Here is a 17046-nt window from a genome sequence, read left to right on the forward strand (position 1 = left end):
GCGCATATTCATCCCCCGCCTGATCCTTACGCGCAATGCCTCGGTGTGATCGCCGAGGCATTCACCCGATCTGGCAAGAAGCGCGCCACCTGCCTAGCCAAAGAGCCAATGATCGAGATAATCACGGGTCGGTCCCGTGATGCTACCAGCCTCTGACAAACGGGATCAGGGCGCCTCTTACCCGAAGACAGGCATGCCCAACGTTGAGGGGTCGCAGTCGGTAGTGACGGCGCCCAGGTAAGTCGGCAGACCGTATACCGCCAAGAATCGGACATATCGCCCACCATCGCCACCAGCTTGCCTGCGTTCCCGATGCTGAAGACGCTGGCGGAAGCTGCATGGCAGCAATCCTGGCTGTGTCGGCCAACCCCGTAAACTAGGTTGTTACCATATAGCCCGACCGGCGATGTGGCCCATCGAAGCTTGTATCCATGCCTGCTGTTCAATCGAACAGGTGCGCGATTTTCAGGCGCCGCGCAAGATCCCTTCATAAGTTGACAGCTGTCAACATCTCGGTCGTTCGCAGAACGACACACCGCGTGCGCCCAGCCAAGCCTAGAAGGCGACCGAAGAAGGGCATACCCAGGCGCGCTGTCTGTTGACAGCTGTCAACTCAGCACCCGATGCTCCGCATCGCATCGCGCAATTTGACAAGAACAACTCCCACTTTGCATGCATCTGCGGAGAGATGATCGTTCCCTATGAGAGTTGCCCTTCGGCGAAGGTTGCTGGTTAGACGAGGATTAAAACGTCACGCAGTTAAGCCGTTAATTTGTTGTTCTGAGCGGGGAAACGCGGTGGAGGAAATTATTGGCCATTTGGCTTGCACTACATGATTGGCACTCGCCAGGAACAACGGCTTGCCGGGATCACCCTGTCCTCACCACAGGCAGGCAAATCCTATCGTGGTAGTCAACGCTGATCGAGGTGCCGTGCTCAGCTCTCTCCCGGCGGAGCTCGGCATCAGTCCGGCTCGCTGCATCTCACTCGGCCTTGATTGCTGACGGATGCTCGCAGCCAGCCGCAGTTGACAGCTGTCAACGTCCGTCGAAACAGTCGAGTTGTCCTATAGCGCCGCGCGTCTTCTCAGACGCGCAAAGGTCGCTGTAGCACTTTGAATTGCTGCATGTTTTTGTCCATAAATGGACTACGATTTATGGAAACATGCAGTAGGTCAGCTGGCTAACGCAAGATCCCCGGTATTGGCTCGCAACAGCGCCATGATCATGGGTCCAACTGCAAATTCCTGTCGAAGAGACCGCCGTGTCAGATCCCGTAGGTAACCACCGGCGGACGTGATGTACGGCGAGCGCTGCAGAATACATGCGAGCACGGCCGCGGCCACTTCTGGACCGAGTACCCTGCAGGCTTCATCATGCGCTCCCTGGCTGACATTGAGCATCGAGCGGACCACAACGGCAGCCAGCATCAGATCGCGCCAGGACTGCACCTTACCGCCCGGGCCATAATCGACGATGTCAGGGCAAGCTTTCAGCACGGTCGAGAGCGGGAAAGCTTGGGTAGATTGACGCATTTCACCCGGCATCAGCTTCGGCATTTCTGCTCGAGAGGCAGCATCCGTTGTAATTGCCTCCCGATGATTTGGCTGCACAACGGGGACACTGCTGCTCCGGCTCGTGCTCAAACTCGCCACCGCTTCACTTCCAAAGCCCGGTTCAGATTCAGTAGAAGAGTCTGGATGTGAACTCTGTATGTGGCAACCATTTTGGCTATCATTGGTGGCCGTTTTCGAAAGATTTAGCTGTTTTTCCAATTGGTTGAGCACTTCCACGCGCAAGGCGTCGAGCTGCTTGAGCACAGGCTCGATTTCAGCAAGTCCAGGCTTTCTTGGAAGAATGTCGACGGCGAGCAGATAACGACTTTGAAAGTCACTCCAGTCAGAAGTTCCATCGGTTTCGCGCAGCACGTCGATGAGTTTGGTTAGATCGCGACGGCAAAGGCTGAGACGCTCGCGAGCGAGTTGCGCCTCCTGACGGGCCAGTGCGACTGCGGCTGCGGCCGTTTGCAGTTCATGGGCGCGTGCAAGCAGCGGCGACAGATCGAACCCGAAGGCATCGCCGATCGAGCCCTTGCTGTCCCTGCGTGCATAACGCTTGCCATTGGGACTATCCTTGCGAAGGATGAGGCCCGCGTCCACCAATGCTGCCAGATGCCGGCGCAGCGTCGTGCCCGCCATCCCATGGGTGCGCAGCGCGAGTTGGTTGTTTGAAGGGAATACCACCAAACCTTTGCCGGAGGTCAGCTCCACCTTCGGGTAGAAGCTGAGCAGCGCATTCAGCACGGCTAAGGCCCGATCGGACACGCCGACGACAGCCTTTGCTTCGCAGACGGTACGAAACAGTTTCCATTTATCGATCTGCTGATGCGAATCGATTTCGCTCGCGGTGACTTGGCTTGCGAACATGCCAAGCGTCATCGCGCGCCGCCCAAAGGGCGTCGTCACATTTCCACGCTCCATCTCTCTTTACCTTTTCAAAGGCAAAAGAAGTCCGTTCGCCGAAACGACGCTAAAAACGCTTGACAGTGATTCGCGGAAATGGGATTCTCTAGTTGCTACACGAGAGAAGGGTTTCCGCAGCGCTAGTCGTTCGGAAGCCTTTTTCTTTTGCTCTGTTAGTCTCCTGTTTCCTCTTGAAATTCGAGGTACAGAGATTTGAGCCTCTGCCTCACGAAATCTGCAAAACCCGGCGCGGCCTTCTTGCTGAAGGAAAGCGTGGTTTCGCTGTTTGTTTCTCGGATGCGCACGGGGCGCGTATCATCCGGCGCTACCCAAGCGACTGCCTGGCTCCCGGCCTTGACGGTGCTCAGGAAGGAAAACAGCGTCTCAAACCGTTGATCGCTCTCCCGGGCCCGAAATTCGGATCGACGCACAAACTCATGGGCCCCGGCGAGCTTGTCATCGTTTCCCATGAGATCAGCGAGTTCCGTCCAGCGCCGCCGCCCGATGGAGGGTGCGGCGCCGATCGCCTCAATAACGACGACCGGCAGCCGGCGGACAATGGCAATCATCTTCGACAGGGCCGCCTTGTCGACGCCCAGCGCCGACATGATGACATCACGCGAGAATTCGCGGTCTTCGAGACGGGTGGCAAACAGCGACCGCTCGATGAAAGACAAGTCCGTGCGGGCGTTATTTTCCTGCCCTTGCGAGATCACCAGCTGTTCGTCGCTGAGGTCACGAACGACAGCCCTGACTTTGCTGCCAAGCTCACGCGTGGCGGCAAGACGACGGTGACCGTAAGCGACCTGGTAGCGCCCGTCTTCGCTTGGATGGGGTCGAACCAGGATAGGCACCTGTTGTCCGTGATCCCGGATCTGTTGAAGAAGCGACTGCTCGGCGTCGGCTGCGACGCCAAGGCGATCTGCGACGAAGGAAGCATCGACGAGCGCTGGATCGAGCTCGATAATTGCCAGGCCCTCGGCGAGCTGGCGTTCCAGCTCCTGAGCGCGCTCCACTTTCTGCGTAATGTTTGACAGGGATCGAGTGATGCCGCCGATCGGGCTCAATGGCCGTTGGCCGGGATTGAGACCAACGATTGGCCGTCCGGCAAGCGGACGATCATCCTCGCCGTCTGTGGCATGGCTGTCTGAAACACCGATCAGGTTCTTGCGGGCCAAGGCTTACTTCCTTCCCCACACTTTGCGCAGGAGTTCCTCGATCTCGCCATTGACGAGCGTCAGGGAATCCATCGCGCGGTCGTAGGTGCCGCGGACAAATTGCGAGCGTTCCACCTCATAGAGTGTTTGCTTTGTCACGCCGGCGTCGGACACGGCCGTCGATTTGACCATGGCGTTGTGCAGCATGCGATTGCCGAAGATCGACCGCATGAAACCGGTCATCTGGCTTTGCGGGCCGTCATTCGGCTCGAACCGGGTGACGAGGTAGCGCATCCAGTCGTAGCTCGTGCGGCCGCCGGCATTCTCGACGACGCGCATCAACTCGCTGGTCATTGAGAGAAACTGGGACATGGACATGACGTCGAGCATCTGCGGGTGCACGGTGATCAGCACCGATGTCGCCGCGCACAGCGCCGACATGGTGAGAAAGCCGAGCTGCGGCGGGCAATCGATGATGACGATGTCGTAAAAGCTCTCGATATCGGCAAGCACATCGCCGATACGCGCGAAAAACATGGTTTCCGCCGAGCCACTGGTCATGGCCTTCGGCGTTTCGTGCTCGAACTCCATGAGTTCGAGGTTGCCGGGGATCAGATGCAGGTTGGGCAGATGGGTGGAACGGACAATCTCTGCGATCGGTCGCGGGTTTTCGTAGCGAATGGCGCCGTAGAGCGTTTCCGCTTCGCCGACGTCCATCTCTGGCTGATGACCGAACAGGGCCGAAAGCGACGCCTGCGGGTCGAGATCGATCGCCAGCGTCCGGTAGCCTCGAAGCGCGAGATATTGTGCAAGATGCGCCGAGGTCGTCGTCTTCGCCGATCCGCCCTTGAAGTTCATCACCGAGATGACCTGCAGCCTCTCGTCGCCGCGACGATGCGGAATGTATTTTCCCGACTTGCCGCCTTCGTCCAGAACGCGGCGAATGCGCTCGATGTCGGAGATCGCATACATGCGGCGCCCGTTTGACAACGGCTCGGGGCCATGACCCTCCGATGCGATCTGGCGTAAGTAGCCTTCCGCGATCCCGATGAAGGCTGCCGCCTCAGCTGGGCTGAAAAGGCGTAATGTCTTTTGTGCTTGCGGCGGGAAGATTTTCTTCTGATGCTGCTGGAGTTGGTGCGCGAGTTCCAAGGCATCGGCAGCCAGGAGCGTTGGCAAATGCTCCTGCACATCGAGGCCCTGAATTTTCTGCTGCAACATCGAGTTCTCCAAAAACTGCGCAAAAATTGTCATATCGGGGCAATATGCGCAGATGCACTATGATCCGATTCGGCGTGAATGTACAAATGGATAGCCGAACGGCTGTCTTGTCGCCTCGATGAGCGGGGAGGGTGCGCAGCCGGCACCAGTTGTCCGCGGACAACTCATGTGATGGCCGACCAGACTGTTGTCATGGGGATGCGATTCCAACACCAAAAATGTAACGCCTCGCGAGCGGCACGCGTGCTTCTTTTGGAGATGACGCGGCAAAGGACGTTGCCTCGGCTGCCTCGCCCACCGGCTCCAGATGATCACTATTAGAATATGGATTTAGTGTACTATTGACAGGGAGGTGAATTGTGGCAAGATCGTGGTGCAACGACGATGGTGTCGGGCGGACTGGAAGGGATGCAGCATGTTCTATCTCGGCGGGATGACACTTGGTTACCTCGAGCCACCAGCGCCGAAGGCCGTCGTACAGTCGGTTAAGCCGCGCATCGAATTGACGCCTCGTGAGCCGGCGAACGATCTCGAACGGGAGCGCGACCAGGAATGGGCTCGCGCCTTTCTAACGCCTTGGCATCTGTTTTACTGATACGAACGCTGCCGCCAAAGACGCGCGGTGGTTGACGCCACCGCGGCGTATGGTCTGAAGCGAACCTCGCTTCCACGGCAAACGCGTCGCGATCTTTCAGATCACGCTTGCTGCGCATTAAGCTCTTGTTTTTGGACAAGTCGTTATCCCAAAACCGCTGCGCAACTTCGTCCGGCATGCCGTTGGACTTGGCTTAGTTGTGTCTGCTTGGCGTGAAGCAGTGGCCTGTGGCGCCGCTCTTTGCAGCGCGCCGATACGCTGGGCCGTCAACGTTGACAGCTGTCAACTGCCCATACGCGTTTCCTGCTCAAGAACGATCTTGAGCCAGCTCGGCGACGCAACGAACATTCCGCCTCGAAACGAGATTCGAAGCGGAAAAAAATTCCATAAAATACAATGTGTTAGATGGTCGCCGGCAGGCGACGCCCGGCGTGGGACCGCGGAGCAGCCACCGGCCGGTGTCGGGCGGTGGCTGCCGCTGGAGCGAGGTTGGCGGTTGGGTGGAACCCGGCAAGTGCCCTTCACGCGGCCGTCAGGTGCATTGCGAGGACTTGGGTCCGTGGCCACAAGCGCTGGCGCTGATTACGCAAGCGGCGGCGTTCCCGTGGTGATCCGACGGCTGGGAAGCTTTGGTGGAAAAACAGGAAAGGGTGAGGGGAGGGCTGTCGCGAAGCTGGGAAATGTTTAAGCTTGCCGACAACAGCAAACCATTGAGGGTGCCAACATTCCGAGCGATCAGCCAGCCGACGAAACGGGCAACCAGCCTCAGTCGCTTTCGTTGCACCAGAGAATCCTCGGGGATGTGGAAGGTCATATTCTCTCCGGCGCGTGGCCGCCTGGCCACCGTATCCCGTTCGAGCACGAGTTGACCGAGCAATATGGTTGCTCGCGCATGACTGTGAACAAGGCGCTGACGGATTTGGTCAAACGTGGACTGATCGAGCGTCGACGGAAGTCCGGGAGCTACGTCACCTTTCCGCATGTGCAGTCGGCGGTCATGGAAATCCACGATGTCAAACTGGAGGTTCAGTCCCTTGGGCTGGATTACAGTTTCCATCTGGATGAGCGCAGCATCCGCAAGGCCGAGGGAAGGGATGCCGGTCGGCTTGACCTGCCGCCGTCTGCAAGACTGCTTGAGGTCAGCTGCCGGCATTTCGCAGGCGGCCGGCCCTTCTGTTTCGAGGAGCGGCTTATCAGCCTGGCGGCCGTTCCCGAGGCAGAGACGGAGCTTTTCGAGACGTCGGCGCCCGGTTCCTGGCTGCTGGGAAAGGTGCCGTGGAGCACGGCCGAGCATCGCATCCGGGCCGTTTCGGCAGGGCGCAGTGCAGCGCAGGCACTCGACATTTCGACAGGGGCGGCTTGTCTCGTCATCGAGCGGCGCACCTGGAGCGGCCGCGCCCCGGTTACCCATGTCAGATTGACCTATCCGGGTGATCGGCATGAATTGGTGGCGCAATTCGCGCCAAGTCCGCTTGGTTAGATGCATGCGTCGAGCGGTTAGGGGAGGCACGACGACGCGTCGCCGCAAGCCGCCGGATCGGTTTGCCGTTTGTGCTTCTTGCTGAGGGTATTCGAAATCCTCCGGTGAAGCGCGTGCTCCTTGAGGAGTTCTGCAATTTGGTGGCGGTTCGGCCAGAAGGTAGCGAGATGGAGAAGACCATGCTGTTCGATGGGCCACAGAACGCGCCCGTAACCATCTTGCTGGCGCATGGCGCCGGGGCGCCGATGGATTCGGCCTCCATGGCGGCCTCTGCCAAAGCGCTTGCTGCTGAAGGCTTTCGTGTCGCCCGGTTCGAATTCGGCTACATGGCCGCGCGTCGGTCGGGAGGCCGCAAACCGCCACCGCGCGCGGAAACGCTAAATCCTGAGTTCAGGGCCGCGGTGGCGGCCCTTGACGCGACCGGCCCCTTGCTGATCGGCGGCAAATCGATGGGTGGACGCGTCGCCAGCATGATTGCCGACGAGCTCTATGCCGAAGAGAAAATCGTCGGCTTGCTTTGCCTTGGCTATCCCTTCCACCCACCGGGAAAGCCCGACCAGCTGCGCACCAAACATCTCGAGGAACTGAAGACGCCAACGCTGATTTGCCAGGGCACGCGCGACGAATTCGGCACGCGTGGAGAGGTTCCCGGATACCTGTTGTCCGACGCGATAGAACTCCTATGGCTCGAGGATGGCGACCACGATCTCAAACCGCGCAAGACGATCTCCGGCTATTCGGCTGCGGATCATCTCAAAACGATGGCGCAGACCGTCGCGCGCTGGGCGGACGATCGACTGAAGTGAGTGGCTGCGGCCTTCCCAAGGGGAAGGCCGTCCGGTTATCGAGGATCGAGGTCCAATCCGATCATTCCGCCGCCTGCGCGGTGCCCGACGAAAATGCGAAGACCTCGATCGGGTCATCGAGACCCTTCACCGGAAAAGCGCCCAGATGCTCCATGTCGCGCGTGCGTCCCGCCAACTCGACGAAGGCGCGTGACAGCAGCACCGGGCGCTTCGCCTGCTTGGTCAGGTTTTCCAGACGTGAAGCGATGTTGACGGCCGGTCCGATCACCGTGAAGTCGAGTCGACGGCGGGAGCCGATATTGCCGTACATCACATCGCCGACGTTAACGCCGATGCCGTAGCCCAGGGCTTCGCGTCCTCTTGCCAGGTTTTCCTGGTTCAGCGCAGCGATTGCGGCCTCCGCCTCGCCGATTGCCTGCAGCAGGTTTTCGCAGGCCTGCGGATTGCTGAGCGGAAAAATCGCCAGCAGGCCATCGCCCATGAATTTGAGGATCTCGCCGCCATGTCGCTCGATCGGCTCGGACATGGCATCGAAATAGCCGTTGAGTAACTCGATCACATCATCGCGCGGCCAGAGGTCGGACAGCTTGGTAAAGTCGCGAAGGTCGCAGATCAGGATCGCGGCACTGACGGTTACACCGCTCCCACGCGTCGTCGCGCCGGCAAGGATCTGCTCGCTTGCATGCGGCCCGACATAGGTTTCCAGCAGCGTTCGCGCCATCCGGTTCTTCAGCCGGATTTCGCTGACAAGGGCCAGAACCGGCAACAGACCGGTGAGAACCTCGATATGTGCTGCCTCGAAGCCGCCCTTTCGGTCGCTGGCGAAGGTCGCCACATGGCGCTTGCCGAGCGTGTGTTCCAGCGGCAAGGCGATGTAGTCGGTAAGACCGTCGGCGCGCAGCTCGTCATAGAGCGAGTTCGGCACCTCATCGTCGGCTGCCGCCTCGAGGTTCTTGCGAACCTGGCTGGCGCCGTTGTTGACGGCGTATAGCGGGCTATTGAGATACTGCGTCGTGTCTTCGACGCCATAGTCGAACATGCGGATATCGGCCTCGGTCAGGCCCTTGCGCCAAAGGATACGGGCGCCGAGCCACTGCGGGTGATGGATCCGGAAATGCAGGGTGGCTCGTGCAAGCGGAACGCCGGCCTCGACCAGTCGTTCGCACAGATCCACGAAGATATTGTCGATGAAGCGCTGGTCGCGGGTCTCGGTGACCAGCCAGTCGAGAATACCCTTACTTTCGATGGGACGGGCGCCACTGTCATCCAGCGGTCCGGCCATTGCCTCGGATGAAGTCTGCATCGCAATTCTCCACTCTGTTTTGGCGGCCTTGCTGCTCTCGAAGCGGAAGCTCCGGAGAAGCCTGGCCTCGAAACGCCGAGACATATGTGGACCATCGGCCGACCCTTGATAAGGGCCAAGGCGAAAAGTGATCTGAAAAGTTGTTTCAAGCCGCCGGTGTCGGTTCGGCTTTCCACGCGTCGCTCTGCCCTGTTCAGACGTTGGCGGTTAAGAGCGCCGCGGGATGATTTGCGTCGAGCATTGGCAATTGCAGCCGTATCCGCGCGCCGGACCATGAACCGTAAAGGATATCGATGCGGCCGCCATGCAGCCGGGCGATCTCGCGGGCCAGGTTGAGCCCGAGGCCCGCACCGCTCGAACGCGGGCGCAGGCGATAGAAGGGCTCGAAGACACGTTCGCACTCGTCTAGGGGAATGCCGGGGCCCTCGTCATGGATTTCGATCCCGCCGCGGGCGTCGACCAGAACGGTGATCGTTCCGCGGTTGCCGCCATGCTCGACGGCATTGCGCAGGAGGTTGGCGACCGCCTGTTCGACCTGCTGTACATGAATGCTGACCGGCACCGGCCGCGTTGCTTTCGCCTCGAAGGCCAGTTCGTAGCCGGCTTCGAAAGCAAGCGGCGCGAAGTCGGCAGCAAGCGTTTTGGCCAATGCCACGAGGTCAACGACCTCGCGGGTGCCCGCGCCGTGCTCAAGCACCTGACGGTCCAAAAGCTGTTGGGTCAGATGCGACAACCGCTCGATATCCTTACGGAGCCGCGCACTCTGCGGATCTTCCTGCAGCAGTTCGGCACGGGTGCGAAGGATGGCGATCGGCGTACGCAACTCGTGGGCAGCGTCAGTCAGGAACCGATTGCGTTGATCGTAGCCTTCGTCCAAGCGGGAAAGTGCGTTGTTGAAGGCATGGACCATCGGCGCGATTTCGGTCGGAACCTGGGCCGTTTCGAGCTGCACCGCGCGATTGTCGATATCGATCCGCCCCGCCTGGTCTGCCGTTGAAACGAGACCGGCAAGCGACCGTCGCACGACCGCCGGCGTTGTGACCAGCGTGGCGACGCCCATCACCAGAATGATCGGTAGCAGCAGGCAAAGGATAAGCAGCGCCAGGACCGGCAGCACGCGCAGCCATTCGGGATCGCCGTTGGCATCCTTCGCCATCTCGACATCCACGTTGATCTCGACTTCGAGGCCATCGTTCTCGTCGCGTGACGAGATCGAGGAGGCAAGGATCTGCACCCGGCCAACGTCGGTGTCGACATTGGCGAGCGCGGCTTCCGGCCTCCGGTCGCCCTGATCAAACCGCAATGTCGCGCGGCCGATATTCGTCAACAGCTCTCCGCCAGCCGCTTCATAGGCAGCGGGAATGCTGCCATGCCGGACCACATGTCCGTCGGCATCGCGGATGACGAACCAGAGATTGGGGAAATCTTCCCGGAACGCGCGGAGCTCTTCGGTGTCGCGCACGATGAGGTCGCCGTTTGCGGTGCGCGCCACGGCCTCGGACAGGTGCTTTATGGCCGCCTCGTTGTCGATGATCAGCCGAGGCTGGGCAATCGTCAGGATCGCAACCAGCAGGCCGATGAAGGCGACGAAGGTCGCCGCCTGCAGCAGGATGAGGCGGCGGACCAGGACCCATTGAAGCGAACGCGGGCGGGGCTTTCTCATGCCGTGGCGCGCAAGAGATAGCCGAGGTTGCGGATTGCCCTGATCTCGACGCCGGCTGCGACCTCGTCGAGCTTTCGTCTCAGCCGCGAGAGGTGGGAATCGAGCGCGTTGGAATCGATCTCGTCTTCCATGGCGTAGACGGAATCTTCCAGCGTGGCGCGCAGGACCGTGCGGCCCGGCCGCCGCATCAGCGCTTCCAACGCCAGTCTTTCCCGCCGCAACAGGTCGAGCGGCTTGTCGTCGACGACCGCTTCGCGATGGCGGAAATCGTAGGTCAGGCGGCCGATCATGATCTGGTCGGACTTGAGCGTGACGGGGCGACGGCCGAGTGCACGAAGGCGTGCCATCAGCTCCTCGACCGCAAACGGCTTGGCGAGATAGTCGTCGGCGCCGCCATCGAGACCGGCGACGCGGTCGTTGATAGCGCCAAGCGCCGTCAGCATCATGATCGGCGCTTCGACGCGCAACGCACGCAGTTTGGGAATGAGGCTCAGGCCTTCGCCGTCGGGGAGGCGGCGATCGAGCACGATCACGTCGTAGGACCAGAGCTCGACCACGGCCTCGGCATCGGCGAGCGTCGAAACATGATCGACAATCACCTGTCGGCGCTCGAGCGCGGCCTTCAGGGCCGATGCCATTTCGGGCTCGTCCTCTAGCAGCAGGATGCGCATGCCGGTTTCTCCTGAATGCGGTTACGGAAGGCCCGTGACCGCAGTGTCGAATGCATCATTTCTCAAATCAGAGCCAAGTTGAAGCGCTCACTCGCATTCAAGCTTCGGTTGACGGAAGTTCGTGACATACCAGCGGTCGCCCTGCCGGCGGGCGTAGAACGTATAGAAGCATTCCTGCTCCTCGACATAGCCCGGCGTCACGAACTCTTCATAGCGCTGGCCGCGCCGCGTGTCGCGAATCTCGCCGCTCGTCGAACCGGAAACGACGTTGGTGGAGATCTTGCGCCACTGGTAGGCGCGCTGATCCCAGCCGAGGTCAAGCACTGCCGTCGGCGGGCCGTAATCGATGATGACCGATTCCACCGGCTGGCCGATATAGTTCTTCATAGCGGTGGAGGCGCAACCGGTAAGAGCGACGGCTGCGGTGGTGGCGATGACGGCGAAGGCGCCGCGCGTATTGCAGAAGGGCATGGTTGATCCCGGGTTCGAATTGTCTGGCCCGGAGCTAATCTGCCAAGATTACATAGACATTGCGGTCATCTTCGAGCGCCGCGGCCGGCACCGGCCGGTGGTTATCAGGCGGCTCGGTCCGCAGGAGCGACGGAGGTATCGTCGTCGATACTGGCATAGACCAATCCCGGTTGAACGATCCACTCGCCCTTGCGCAGCGACTGTACGTCCGGTCCGCCGGCAGCGTTGCGCGCGGCCACGCCGACGAACCGATATCGAACCCCGCTATCGTCGGTCGCGGTTTCGCGGATCGGCCGCCCGGCGAGGTATCCGACAACCTGTCCTTCGAAACGCACATTCGCCAGGATGAAATACTCGGTCGGTAATCTCCGGCTCTGCTTCGGCGCGAGCTTGAATGCGTTTCTCATCTTCATCGTCTGGTACTCGTCATAGGATGTTGTCGTTTGCTCGTCGCGGCACCGCTTCCGGGCGCAACGCCGGGAAGGAAAGAGGGCGGCGTCTCAAGCCATCCGAAAGCGGCGCAAGCATGGCAGCGGCGTTGGAGCACCGTCTTGGCCGTCGTTTCGCTGGTGTACCGGCAGATCATCCGATTGGTCGCAGCAACACTTAGCCCCAGCGCGCGTAGAAAATCGCTGGGGAAGACGGGGCTCGGGAATAAGGAAACCGTAAGGGGTGGGTCCGGCCACGTGTGTCGGCGAGCCATGCGACCGGGACCGGACGCCGGCATGAAGTGATAAAAGATGAGTATTATGCTCATATTTGTTGTGCGTGCTGCAAGGACGGGTTAATGAACGCCGGCCCCGGACTTTCGCGGGCGCCTTGCCGTCCATCTTCTTCCCGCCGGCCGATCCGGATCGGTCCTGAAAACAGACATGTCAGAGAAATCCGCTTCGCATTTGATACTCGACGACGCGATCGTGACCTACTACGACGAGCTTTGCACGATGACGCGGCGGCGCGGTCACGCGCCGGCAACGGCAAACGATGTCGTTCACGAACTCTATGTTCGTCTGGTGGACCGGCGCACGTCGCTTGAAGGCAAATCCTCGTTGAAGGCCTTCCTGCGCCGCGCCTGCGCCAATCTCGGTATCGACCGGCTGCGGCGCGACCGCTTCGAACTCAAGCTTTTCTCCGGCAGCGAGGCAGAAGCCCTTGCCGTTGCGAGCGATATGGCCGCTCCCGACGCCAACACCGATCTTCGCCGCCGGCTGTCGATCCTGAAGGCCACCATCATGGAGATGTCGCTGCAGCGAAGGCGGGTGTTTCTTGCGAGCCGCATCGGCAACCTCACCTCGAACGAAATCGCCATACGCATCGGTATCAGCCGCAACATGGTCGACCGACATCTGCGCAAGGCCTTCCTGCACTGCCTCGACAGGCTGGAGGACGCGTCGTGACGGCGCTCGACGGACGGCGCGCGCCAAGCGATGGCGCGCCTGAGCGCGGTCGCAAGGCGCTTGAAAAACGGGTGCGCGAACAGGCGGTGGACTGGCTCGTCCGCCTGACCGGAGACCCCGGCGATGAAGAACTGCGGCTCGCCTTCGAGCGGTGGCGAGCCGAAGACCCACTGCATGCCGAGATTTTCGAGCGGGCCCGGCGGGCGGTCGGCGATGCGACGCTGTTGATCAGGCGCGAGCCAGAGTTCGCCCAAAGAGCGGCGAGGGCGCCGGGAAATCGTCGAAAAACCCTGGTCTCGCTCGCAGCCATCGTCGTTGCCGGTGTCGGTAGTTTTCTCGCGCTCGACGGCGCGATGTGGATGCGGGCCGACGTCATCGCCGGCAAAGGCGAAAGACCGATCCTGAGGCTTGACGATGGCTCGACGCTGCAGCTCAACGCCCAATCGGCCGTCGCCTATGAGTTCACCGCGAGCGAGCGGCGGGTCGTGCTGTTGCGCGGGGAGGCGTTCGTTCAGGTCGCAGCTGATAGAAACAGGCCCTTCGTCGTGGAGGCGGGAGCGGGCACAACGACTGCGCTCGGGACGGCATTCGACGTCAATCTGACCGGCGAAGGTACCAGCGTCACGGTGCTTGAACACGCGGTTTCCGTTGCAACAGACGCGGCGACGCTGCCGCGCCGCGTCGAGATCAACGAGCAGGTGAACTACAATCATGACGGCAGGCTTGGTGATGTCAGACCGATCGATCCGCTTTTCGCTGCGGCCTGGCGGGAGGAGCGTCTGGTCTTCGAGGAGCGCACGATCGCGTCCGTCGTTGAGGAAATCGGGCGCTACGTTCCCGGCAAGATCCTGATCGCCGATGCCGCCGTCGGCGCCAGACGGGTGTCCGGCAGCTTCGACCTCTCCGATCCCGTCAGGGCCTTGCAGGGGCTAGCCGAAGCCTTCGACGTCAGAATCACCCGGATCGGACCCTACGTCACGATCCTGCGCTAAAAATTTTCAGGCGAGGTGTCCCTGATACGGCGCCTCGTTCGTCCAGAAACCAGACCCGGCCTCTTCTCGGCCATCTCTCATTGTCTGGGACCATCATGCCATATTCGAATGCGACCGGCGGACGCCGCCACTCCGGAATTTTCAACCTGCTTAGGGCAGGCACGATGTGTGCCCTCGCGACCACCGGTGCCTTCGCCCAGGATGCATCGGTGCATCACATCGACGTACCTGCCGGCAAGCTGACCGCCGCCGTCAACCGCCTGGCGTCGCAACTCAAGCTCCAGGTGGTCTTCGATAGCTCGGTTGCCTCAGGCGTCAGCACGGCCGGTCTTTCCGGCGAGGTGACGGCCGAGGAGGCGCTGTCGCGCTTGCTGAGTGGAACCGGCGTCCGCTACCTCTTTGTCGGTGGCTCGACGGTAAAACTTATGGGCGCCACCGAAGCAGCGGCACCGGTCGAAGGCGATGGCACAAAGCTGGCGCCGATCGTCGTTCGCGGTGATGCCAAGCGCGGCGATCGCGCGCCGAATGTCGCCGTGCTCGATGCCGAGGACATCGAAAAGGCGCAGGCCTCCAGCCTGCCGGAGTTGCTGCAGAAAACCCCTGGCGTGTCGATGGGCGGTGGCGTCCGCATCGAAGGACAGACGCTCGCCATCCGTGGCTTCGCCAGGCAATCCGACGTCAGGATCATTCTCGACGGCGCGCCGAAGAACTTCGAGAAATACGACCAGGGCACCGTCTTTATCGAGCCTGAGCTACTCAAGCGCGTCGAGATCGAAAAAGGCGCGACCTCGGTGCGCTACGGCAATGGCGGTTTCGGCGGCACCGTGTTGATGGAAACCAAGGATGCGGCCGACATGCTGCGGCCGGGCGAAGAATGGGGTATCTGGGCGAAGTCCGGTTTCCAGAGCGCCAACAAGCAGTTCCTGGAAACCGGCGCGCTCTACGGCAAGTCGGATTTCGGCGGTCCGGTCACCTATGACGGCCTTCTGGCGGCGACATGGCGCAAGAGCGATGACATGCGCGTCGGTGGCGGCGAGATCTACAACTATTCCAACTCGAAGCTCACGACCTTGCTTGCCAATGTCGGTGCCGAGTACGACGGGCACGAGATCAGGGGTACGGTCGCCTACGGTCAGAACGACAATTGGGGCCCGGTGGCCGCCATCCGCGGCCAGTCGGCACCGTCGGAGTTCAACATCGCCCGCTATGGCTACAAGGAAGCGATGCGCCGCCTGCTCACCTGGCGCGAGATCGAGGATTTCACCTCGACGCTGAACTACAGCTACACCGGCGACAGCGACCTGGTGAACTACCGCATGATGGCAAGCTTCTCGTCGACCAGCCAGCACGCGACGCGGCCGAATATTCCCGGGCTCAATCCGAGCGCATCGACCGGCGGCTTCGAGAACGATGCGGCCTATACGGACATCAAGTTCGAGGCTGAAAATACATCCAACTTCACGCTGGCTGGCCTGTCGCACAGCCTGAACTATGGCGTCCAGTACTTCGATCATGATCGCGATATCTGGATGTACGATGTCGCCAACCGCACCCAGGCGCAGTACAACTACGGCTACTACGCGCCGTGGTTCATGCCGGAAGGCACCCAGAAGACCTTCGCCGCCTTCGTTCGCGACAGAATCGAGCTGACGGATACCTTGACCGTGACACCGGGCCTGCGTTTTGACCACGTGCGCTCCAAGGGTGTGCCGAACGAAGCACCGCGCTTCAACAACCCACTGGCCGGACACGACTATTCGGCCGTCACGCATCAGGGCGTGACGCCGGCGATCAGCCTGTCCTGGGAAGCAACGCCCTCGATGCGGTTCTTTGCCGATTGGGCCTACGCGATGCGGGTTCCCAACATCGACGAGATCTACTCGACGCAAAGCCTGCAGACCAAGGCCTCCGGCACCAGCCGCGATCTGGACGTCGAGCGCAACAGCACCTTCAACATCGGCGTCGACATGAGCTTCAACGATGTGCTGACGACCGGCGACATGCTCTCGACGCGCATTTCGGCCTACAACAACCACGTCTCCAACCCGGTGACGCGCCGGTTCGGCACAGCCAACCTCGCCGGTGTGACGGGCAACGTCCCGTTCTACTGGAACACACCGTCTTACGACATCCGCGGCATCGAGCTGCAATCGCACTACGAGACCGAGCGCATGTTCGCCGATCTCGGCGTGTCCTGGATGACGGGCGAGCGGACCGGAGCCGTCAACAACATCTGGGGTCCCGATACCTATATCAACGATCTGGCGCCTTTGACCATCATCGCCACCGCCGGCATCAAGGTGCCGGACCAGGACCTCGCTTTCGGCTGGACGGGCACCTTCGTCGACGACCAGAACCGCACGCCCTACAATCAGGGCGGACAGACCTATGCCCGCCCGCCGAGTGCCGGTTACGCGGTGCACGGCCTCTTCCTCGACTGGACACCGACATCGGGCCTCATGCAGGGCGGCGAAGTGCATCTGGCGGTCGACAACATCTTCGACAAATACTACGAGCCCTATCTCAGCGACGGTATTTCGGCGATGCCCGGGCGAAACTTCAAGATTGCCATCAGCCGGAAGTTCTAACCATCCAACCGAATTCGACCGGCCCGTTCGCGGGCCGGTTGCCCGTTTCGATGCGCTGCGTCCTGCCGGCAAGGGCAGCGCGAGGAAGCCAAGCTTTGTTGCTGCGTTCGGTCTGCCAGAATGCGCAAAGTTGCGCACAGGGAGCCGTCTCCTTGTCAATCCTTGCTTGACAGAGGTCTGCTGCCCGTATCTTAATCATGCTCGCGGATTGAGCAGTTCAATCCAGTTCACATGACCCTTA

At 61.0% G+C, this 17046-nt stretch carries 15 protein-coding genes; 6 read left to right on the plus strand and 9 right to left on the minus strand.

Annotation, left to right across the window (positions count from 1 at the left end):
• Positions 1 to 1174: 1174 nt before the first annotated feature.
• From repC to repA, 3 genes are all read right to left on the minus strand, one after another.
• Positions 1175 to 2479, minus strand: a complete 1305-nt coding sequence (repC, locus tag BC360_RS19980; RefSeq protein WP_065785147.1) for a plasmid replication protein RepC — start codon at positions 2477 to 2479, stop codon at positions 1175 to 1177.
• 155 nt (positions 2480 to 2634) lie between these two features.
• Positions 2635 to 3639, minus strand: a complete 1005-nt coding sequence (gene repB, locus BC360_RS19985; RefSeq protein ID WP_065796641.1) for a plasmid partitioning protein RepB — start codon at positions 3637 to 3639, stop codon at positions 2635 to 2637.
• 3 nt (positions 3640 to 3642) lie between these two features.
• Entirely contained in the window at positions 3643 to 4839 is a 1197-nt protein-coding gene (gene repA, locus BC360_RS19990; RefSeq protein WP_065796642.1) for a plasmid partitioning protein RepA, read from the minus strand.
• A gap of 415 nt (positions 4840 to 5254) precedes the next feature.
• Here repA and BC360_RS19995 point away from each other — a divergent pair, with 415 nt between their 5' ends.
• Complete coding sequence (locus tag BC360_RS19995; RefSeq protein ID WP_065796643.1) at positions 5255 to 5434, plus strand: hypothetical protein; 180 nt, start codon at positions 5255 to 5257, stop codon at positions 5432 to 5434.
• Between the two features lie 532 nt (positions 5435 to 5966).
• Here the strand turns inward: BC360_RS19995 and BC360_RS31735 are convergent.
• Complete coding sequence (locus BC360_RS31735; protein WP_139110116.1) at positions 5967 to 6248, minus strand: hypothetical protein; 282 nt, start codon at positions 6246 to 6248, stop codon at positions 5967 to 5969.
• Between BC360_RS31735 and hutC the strand changes: the two genes are divergently transcribed.
• Entirely contained in the window at positions 6159 to 6914 is a 756-nt protein-coding gene (gene hutC / locus BC360_RS20000; RefSeq protein WP_065785151.1) for a histidine utilization repressor, read from the plus strand. The genes BC360_RS31735 and hutC overlap by 90 nt on opposite strands.
• Positions 6915 to 7081: 167 nt before the next feature.
• Positions 7082 to 7720, plus strand: coding sequence for an alpha/beta fold hydrolase (locus tag BC360_RS20005; RefSeq protein WP_065785286.1), 639 nt, complete (start codon positions 7082 to 7084; stop codon positions 7718 to 7720).
• Between the two features lie 61 nt (positions 7721 to 7781).
• Here the strand turns inward: BC360_RS20005 and BC360_RS20010 are convergent, their stop codons facing one another.
• The 5 genes from BC360_RS20010 to BC360_RS20030 form a co-directional block, all read right to left on the minus strand.
• Positions 7782 to 9023: an adenylate/guanylate cyclase domain-containing protein gene (locus tag BC360_RS20010; protein WP_065785152.1), complete on the minus strand. Its 1242-nt coding sequence runs from the start codon at positions 9021 to 9023 to the stop codon at positions 7782 to 7784.
• Positions 9024 to 9216: 193 nt separating this feature from the next.
• Entirely contained in the window at positions 9217 to 10686 is a 1470-nt protein-coding gene (locus BC360_RS20015) for a sensor histidine kinase (protein ID WP_065796644.1), read from the minus strand.
• Positions 10683 to 11357, minus strand: a complete 675-nt coding sequence (locus BC360_RS20020) for a response regulator transcription factor (RefSeq protein ID WP_065785154.1) — start codon at positions 11355 to 11357, stop codon at positions 10683 to 10685. The genes BC360_RS20015 and BC360_RS20020 overlap by 4 nt, the downstream gene beginning before the upstream one ends.
• Positions 11358 to 11444: 87 nt before the next feature.
• A complete protein-coding gene (locus tag BC360_RS20025; protein WP_065796645.1) occupies positions 11445 to 11828 on the minus strand; it encodes a hypothetical protein in 384 nt (127 codons plus the stop codon).
• A 104-nt stretch (positions 11829 to 11932) separates the two neighbouring features.
• Positions 11933 to 12235: a hypothetical protein gene (locus tag BC360_RS20030; protein WP_065785287.1), complete on the minus strand. Its 303-nt coding sequence runs from the start codon at positions 12233 to 12235 to the stop codon at positions 11933 to 11935.
• Between the two features lie 465 nt (positions 12236 to 12700).
• On the opposite strand from BC360_RS20030, the gene BC360_RS20035 reads away from it, so the two are divergent.
• The 3 genes from BC360_RS20035 (at position 12701) to BC360_RS20045 (ending at position 16805) form a co-directional block, all read left to right on the plus strand.
• Entirely contained in the window at positions 12701 to 13225 is a 525-nt protein-coding gene (locus BC360_RS20035; RefSeq protein WP_083222639.1) for an RNA polymerase sigma factor, read from the plus strand.
• A complete protein-coding gene (locus BC360_RS20040; RefSeq protein WP_083222640.1) occupies positions 13222 to 14217 on the plus strand; it encodes a FecR family protein in 996 nt (331 codons plus the stop codon). Before BC360_RS20035 ends, BC360_RS20040 begins: the two co-directional genes overlap by 4 nt.
• A 95-nt stretch (positions 14218 to 14312) precedes the next feature.
• Positions 14313 to 16805 carry a TonB-dependent receptor gene (locus BC360_RS20045; RefSeq protein ID WP_065796647.1) on the plus strand — a complete coding sequence of 831 codons (2493 nt, stop codon included), beginning with the start codon at positions 14313 to 14315 and terminating at the stop codon, positions 16803 to 16805.
• Positions 16806 to 17046 lie beyond the last annotated feature (241 nt).

Origin of the sequence: Ensifer sp. LC163 (assembly GCF_001695855.1) — a bacterium.
Lineage (GTDB): Bacteria > Pseudomonadota > Alphaproteobacteria > Rhizobiales > Rhizobiaceae > Ensifer.

What these genes read in the sequence shown, in the direction of transcription:
- repC (WP_065785147.1), bottom strand. Translation starts at nt 2,479, where the DNA reads ATGGAGCGTGGAAATGTGACGACGCCCTTTGGGCGGCGCGCGATGACG.
- BC360_RS20015 (WP_065796644.1), bottom strand. Translation starts at nt 10,686, where the DNA reads ATGAGAAAGCCCCGCCCGCGTTCGCTTCAATGGGTCCTGGTCCGCCGC.
- BC360_RS20030 (WP_065785287.1), bottom strand. Translation starts at nt 12,235, where the DNA reads ATGAGAAACGCATTCAAGCTCGCGCCGAAGCAGAGCCGGAGATTACCG.
- BC360_RS20035 (WP_083222639.1), top strand. Translation starts at nt 12,701, where the DNA reads ATGTCAGAGAAATCCGCTTCGCATTTGATACTCGACGACGCGATCGTG.
- BC360_RS20045 (WP_065796647.1), top strand. Translation starts at nt 14,313, where the DNA reads ATGCCATATTCGAATGCGACCGGCGGACGCCGCCACTCCGGAATTTTC.
- repA (WP_065796642.1), bottom strand. Translation starts at nt 4,839, where the DNA reads ATGTTGCAGCAGAAAATTCAGGGCCTCGATGTGCAGGAGCATTTGCCA.
- BC360_RS19995 (WP_065796643.1), top strand. Translation starts at nt 5,255, where the DNA reads ATGTTCTATCTCGGCGGGATGACACTTGGTTACCTCGAGCCACCAGCG.
- BC360_RS20025 (WP_065796645.1), bottom strand. Translation starts at nt 11,828, where the DNA reads ATGCCCTTCTGCAATACGCGCGGCGCCTTCGCCGTCATCGCCACCACC.
- BC360_RS20005 (WP_065785286.1), top strand. Translation starts at nt 7,082, where the DNA reads ATGGAGAAGACCATGCTGTTCGATGGGCCACAGAACGCGCCCGTAACC.
- BC360_RS31735 (WP_139110116.1), bottom strand. Translation starts at nt 6,248, where the DNA reads ATGACCTTCCACATCCCCGAGGATTCTCTGGTGCAACGAAAGCGACTG.
- BC360_RS20020 (WP_065785154.1), bottom strand. Translation starts at nt 11,357, where the DNA reads ATGCGCATCCTGCTGCTAGAGGACGAGCCCGAAATGGCATCGGCCCTG.
- BC360_RS20010 (WP_065785152.1), bottom strand. Translation starts at nt 9,023, where the DNA reads ATGCAGACTTCATCCGAGGCAATGGCCGGACCGCTGGATGACAGTGGC.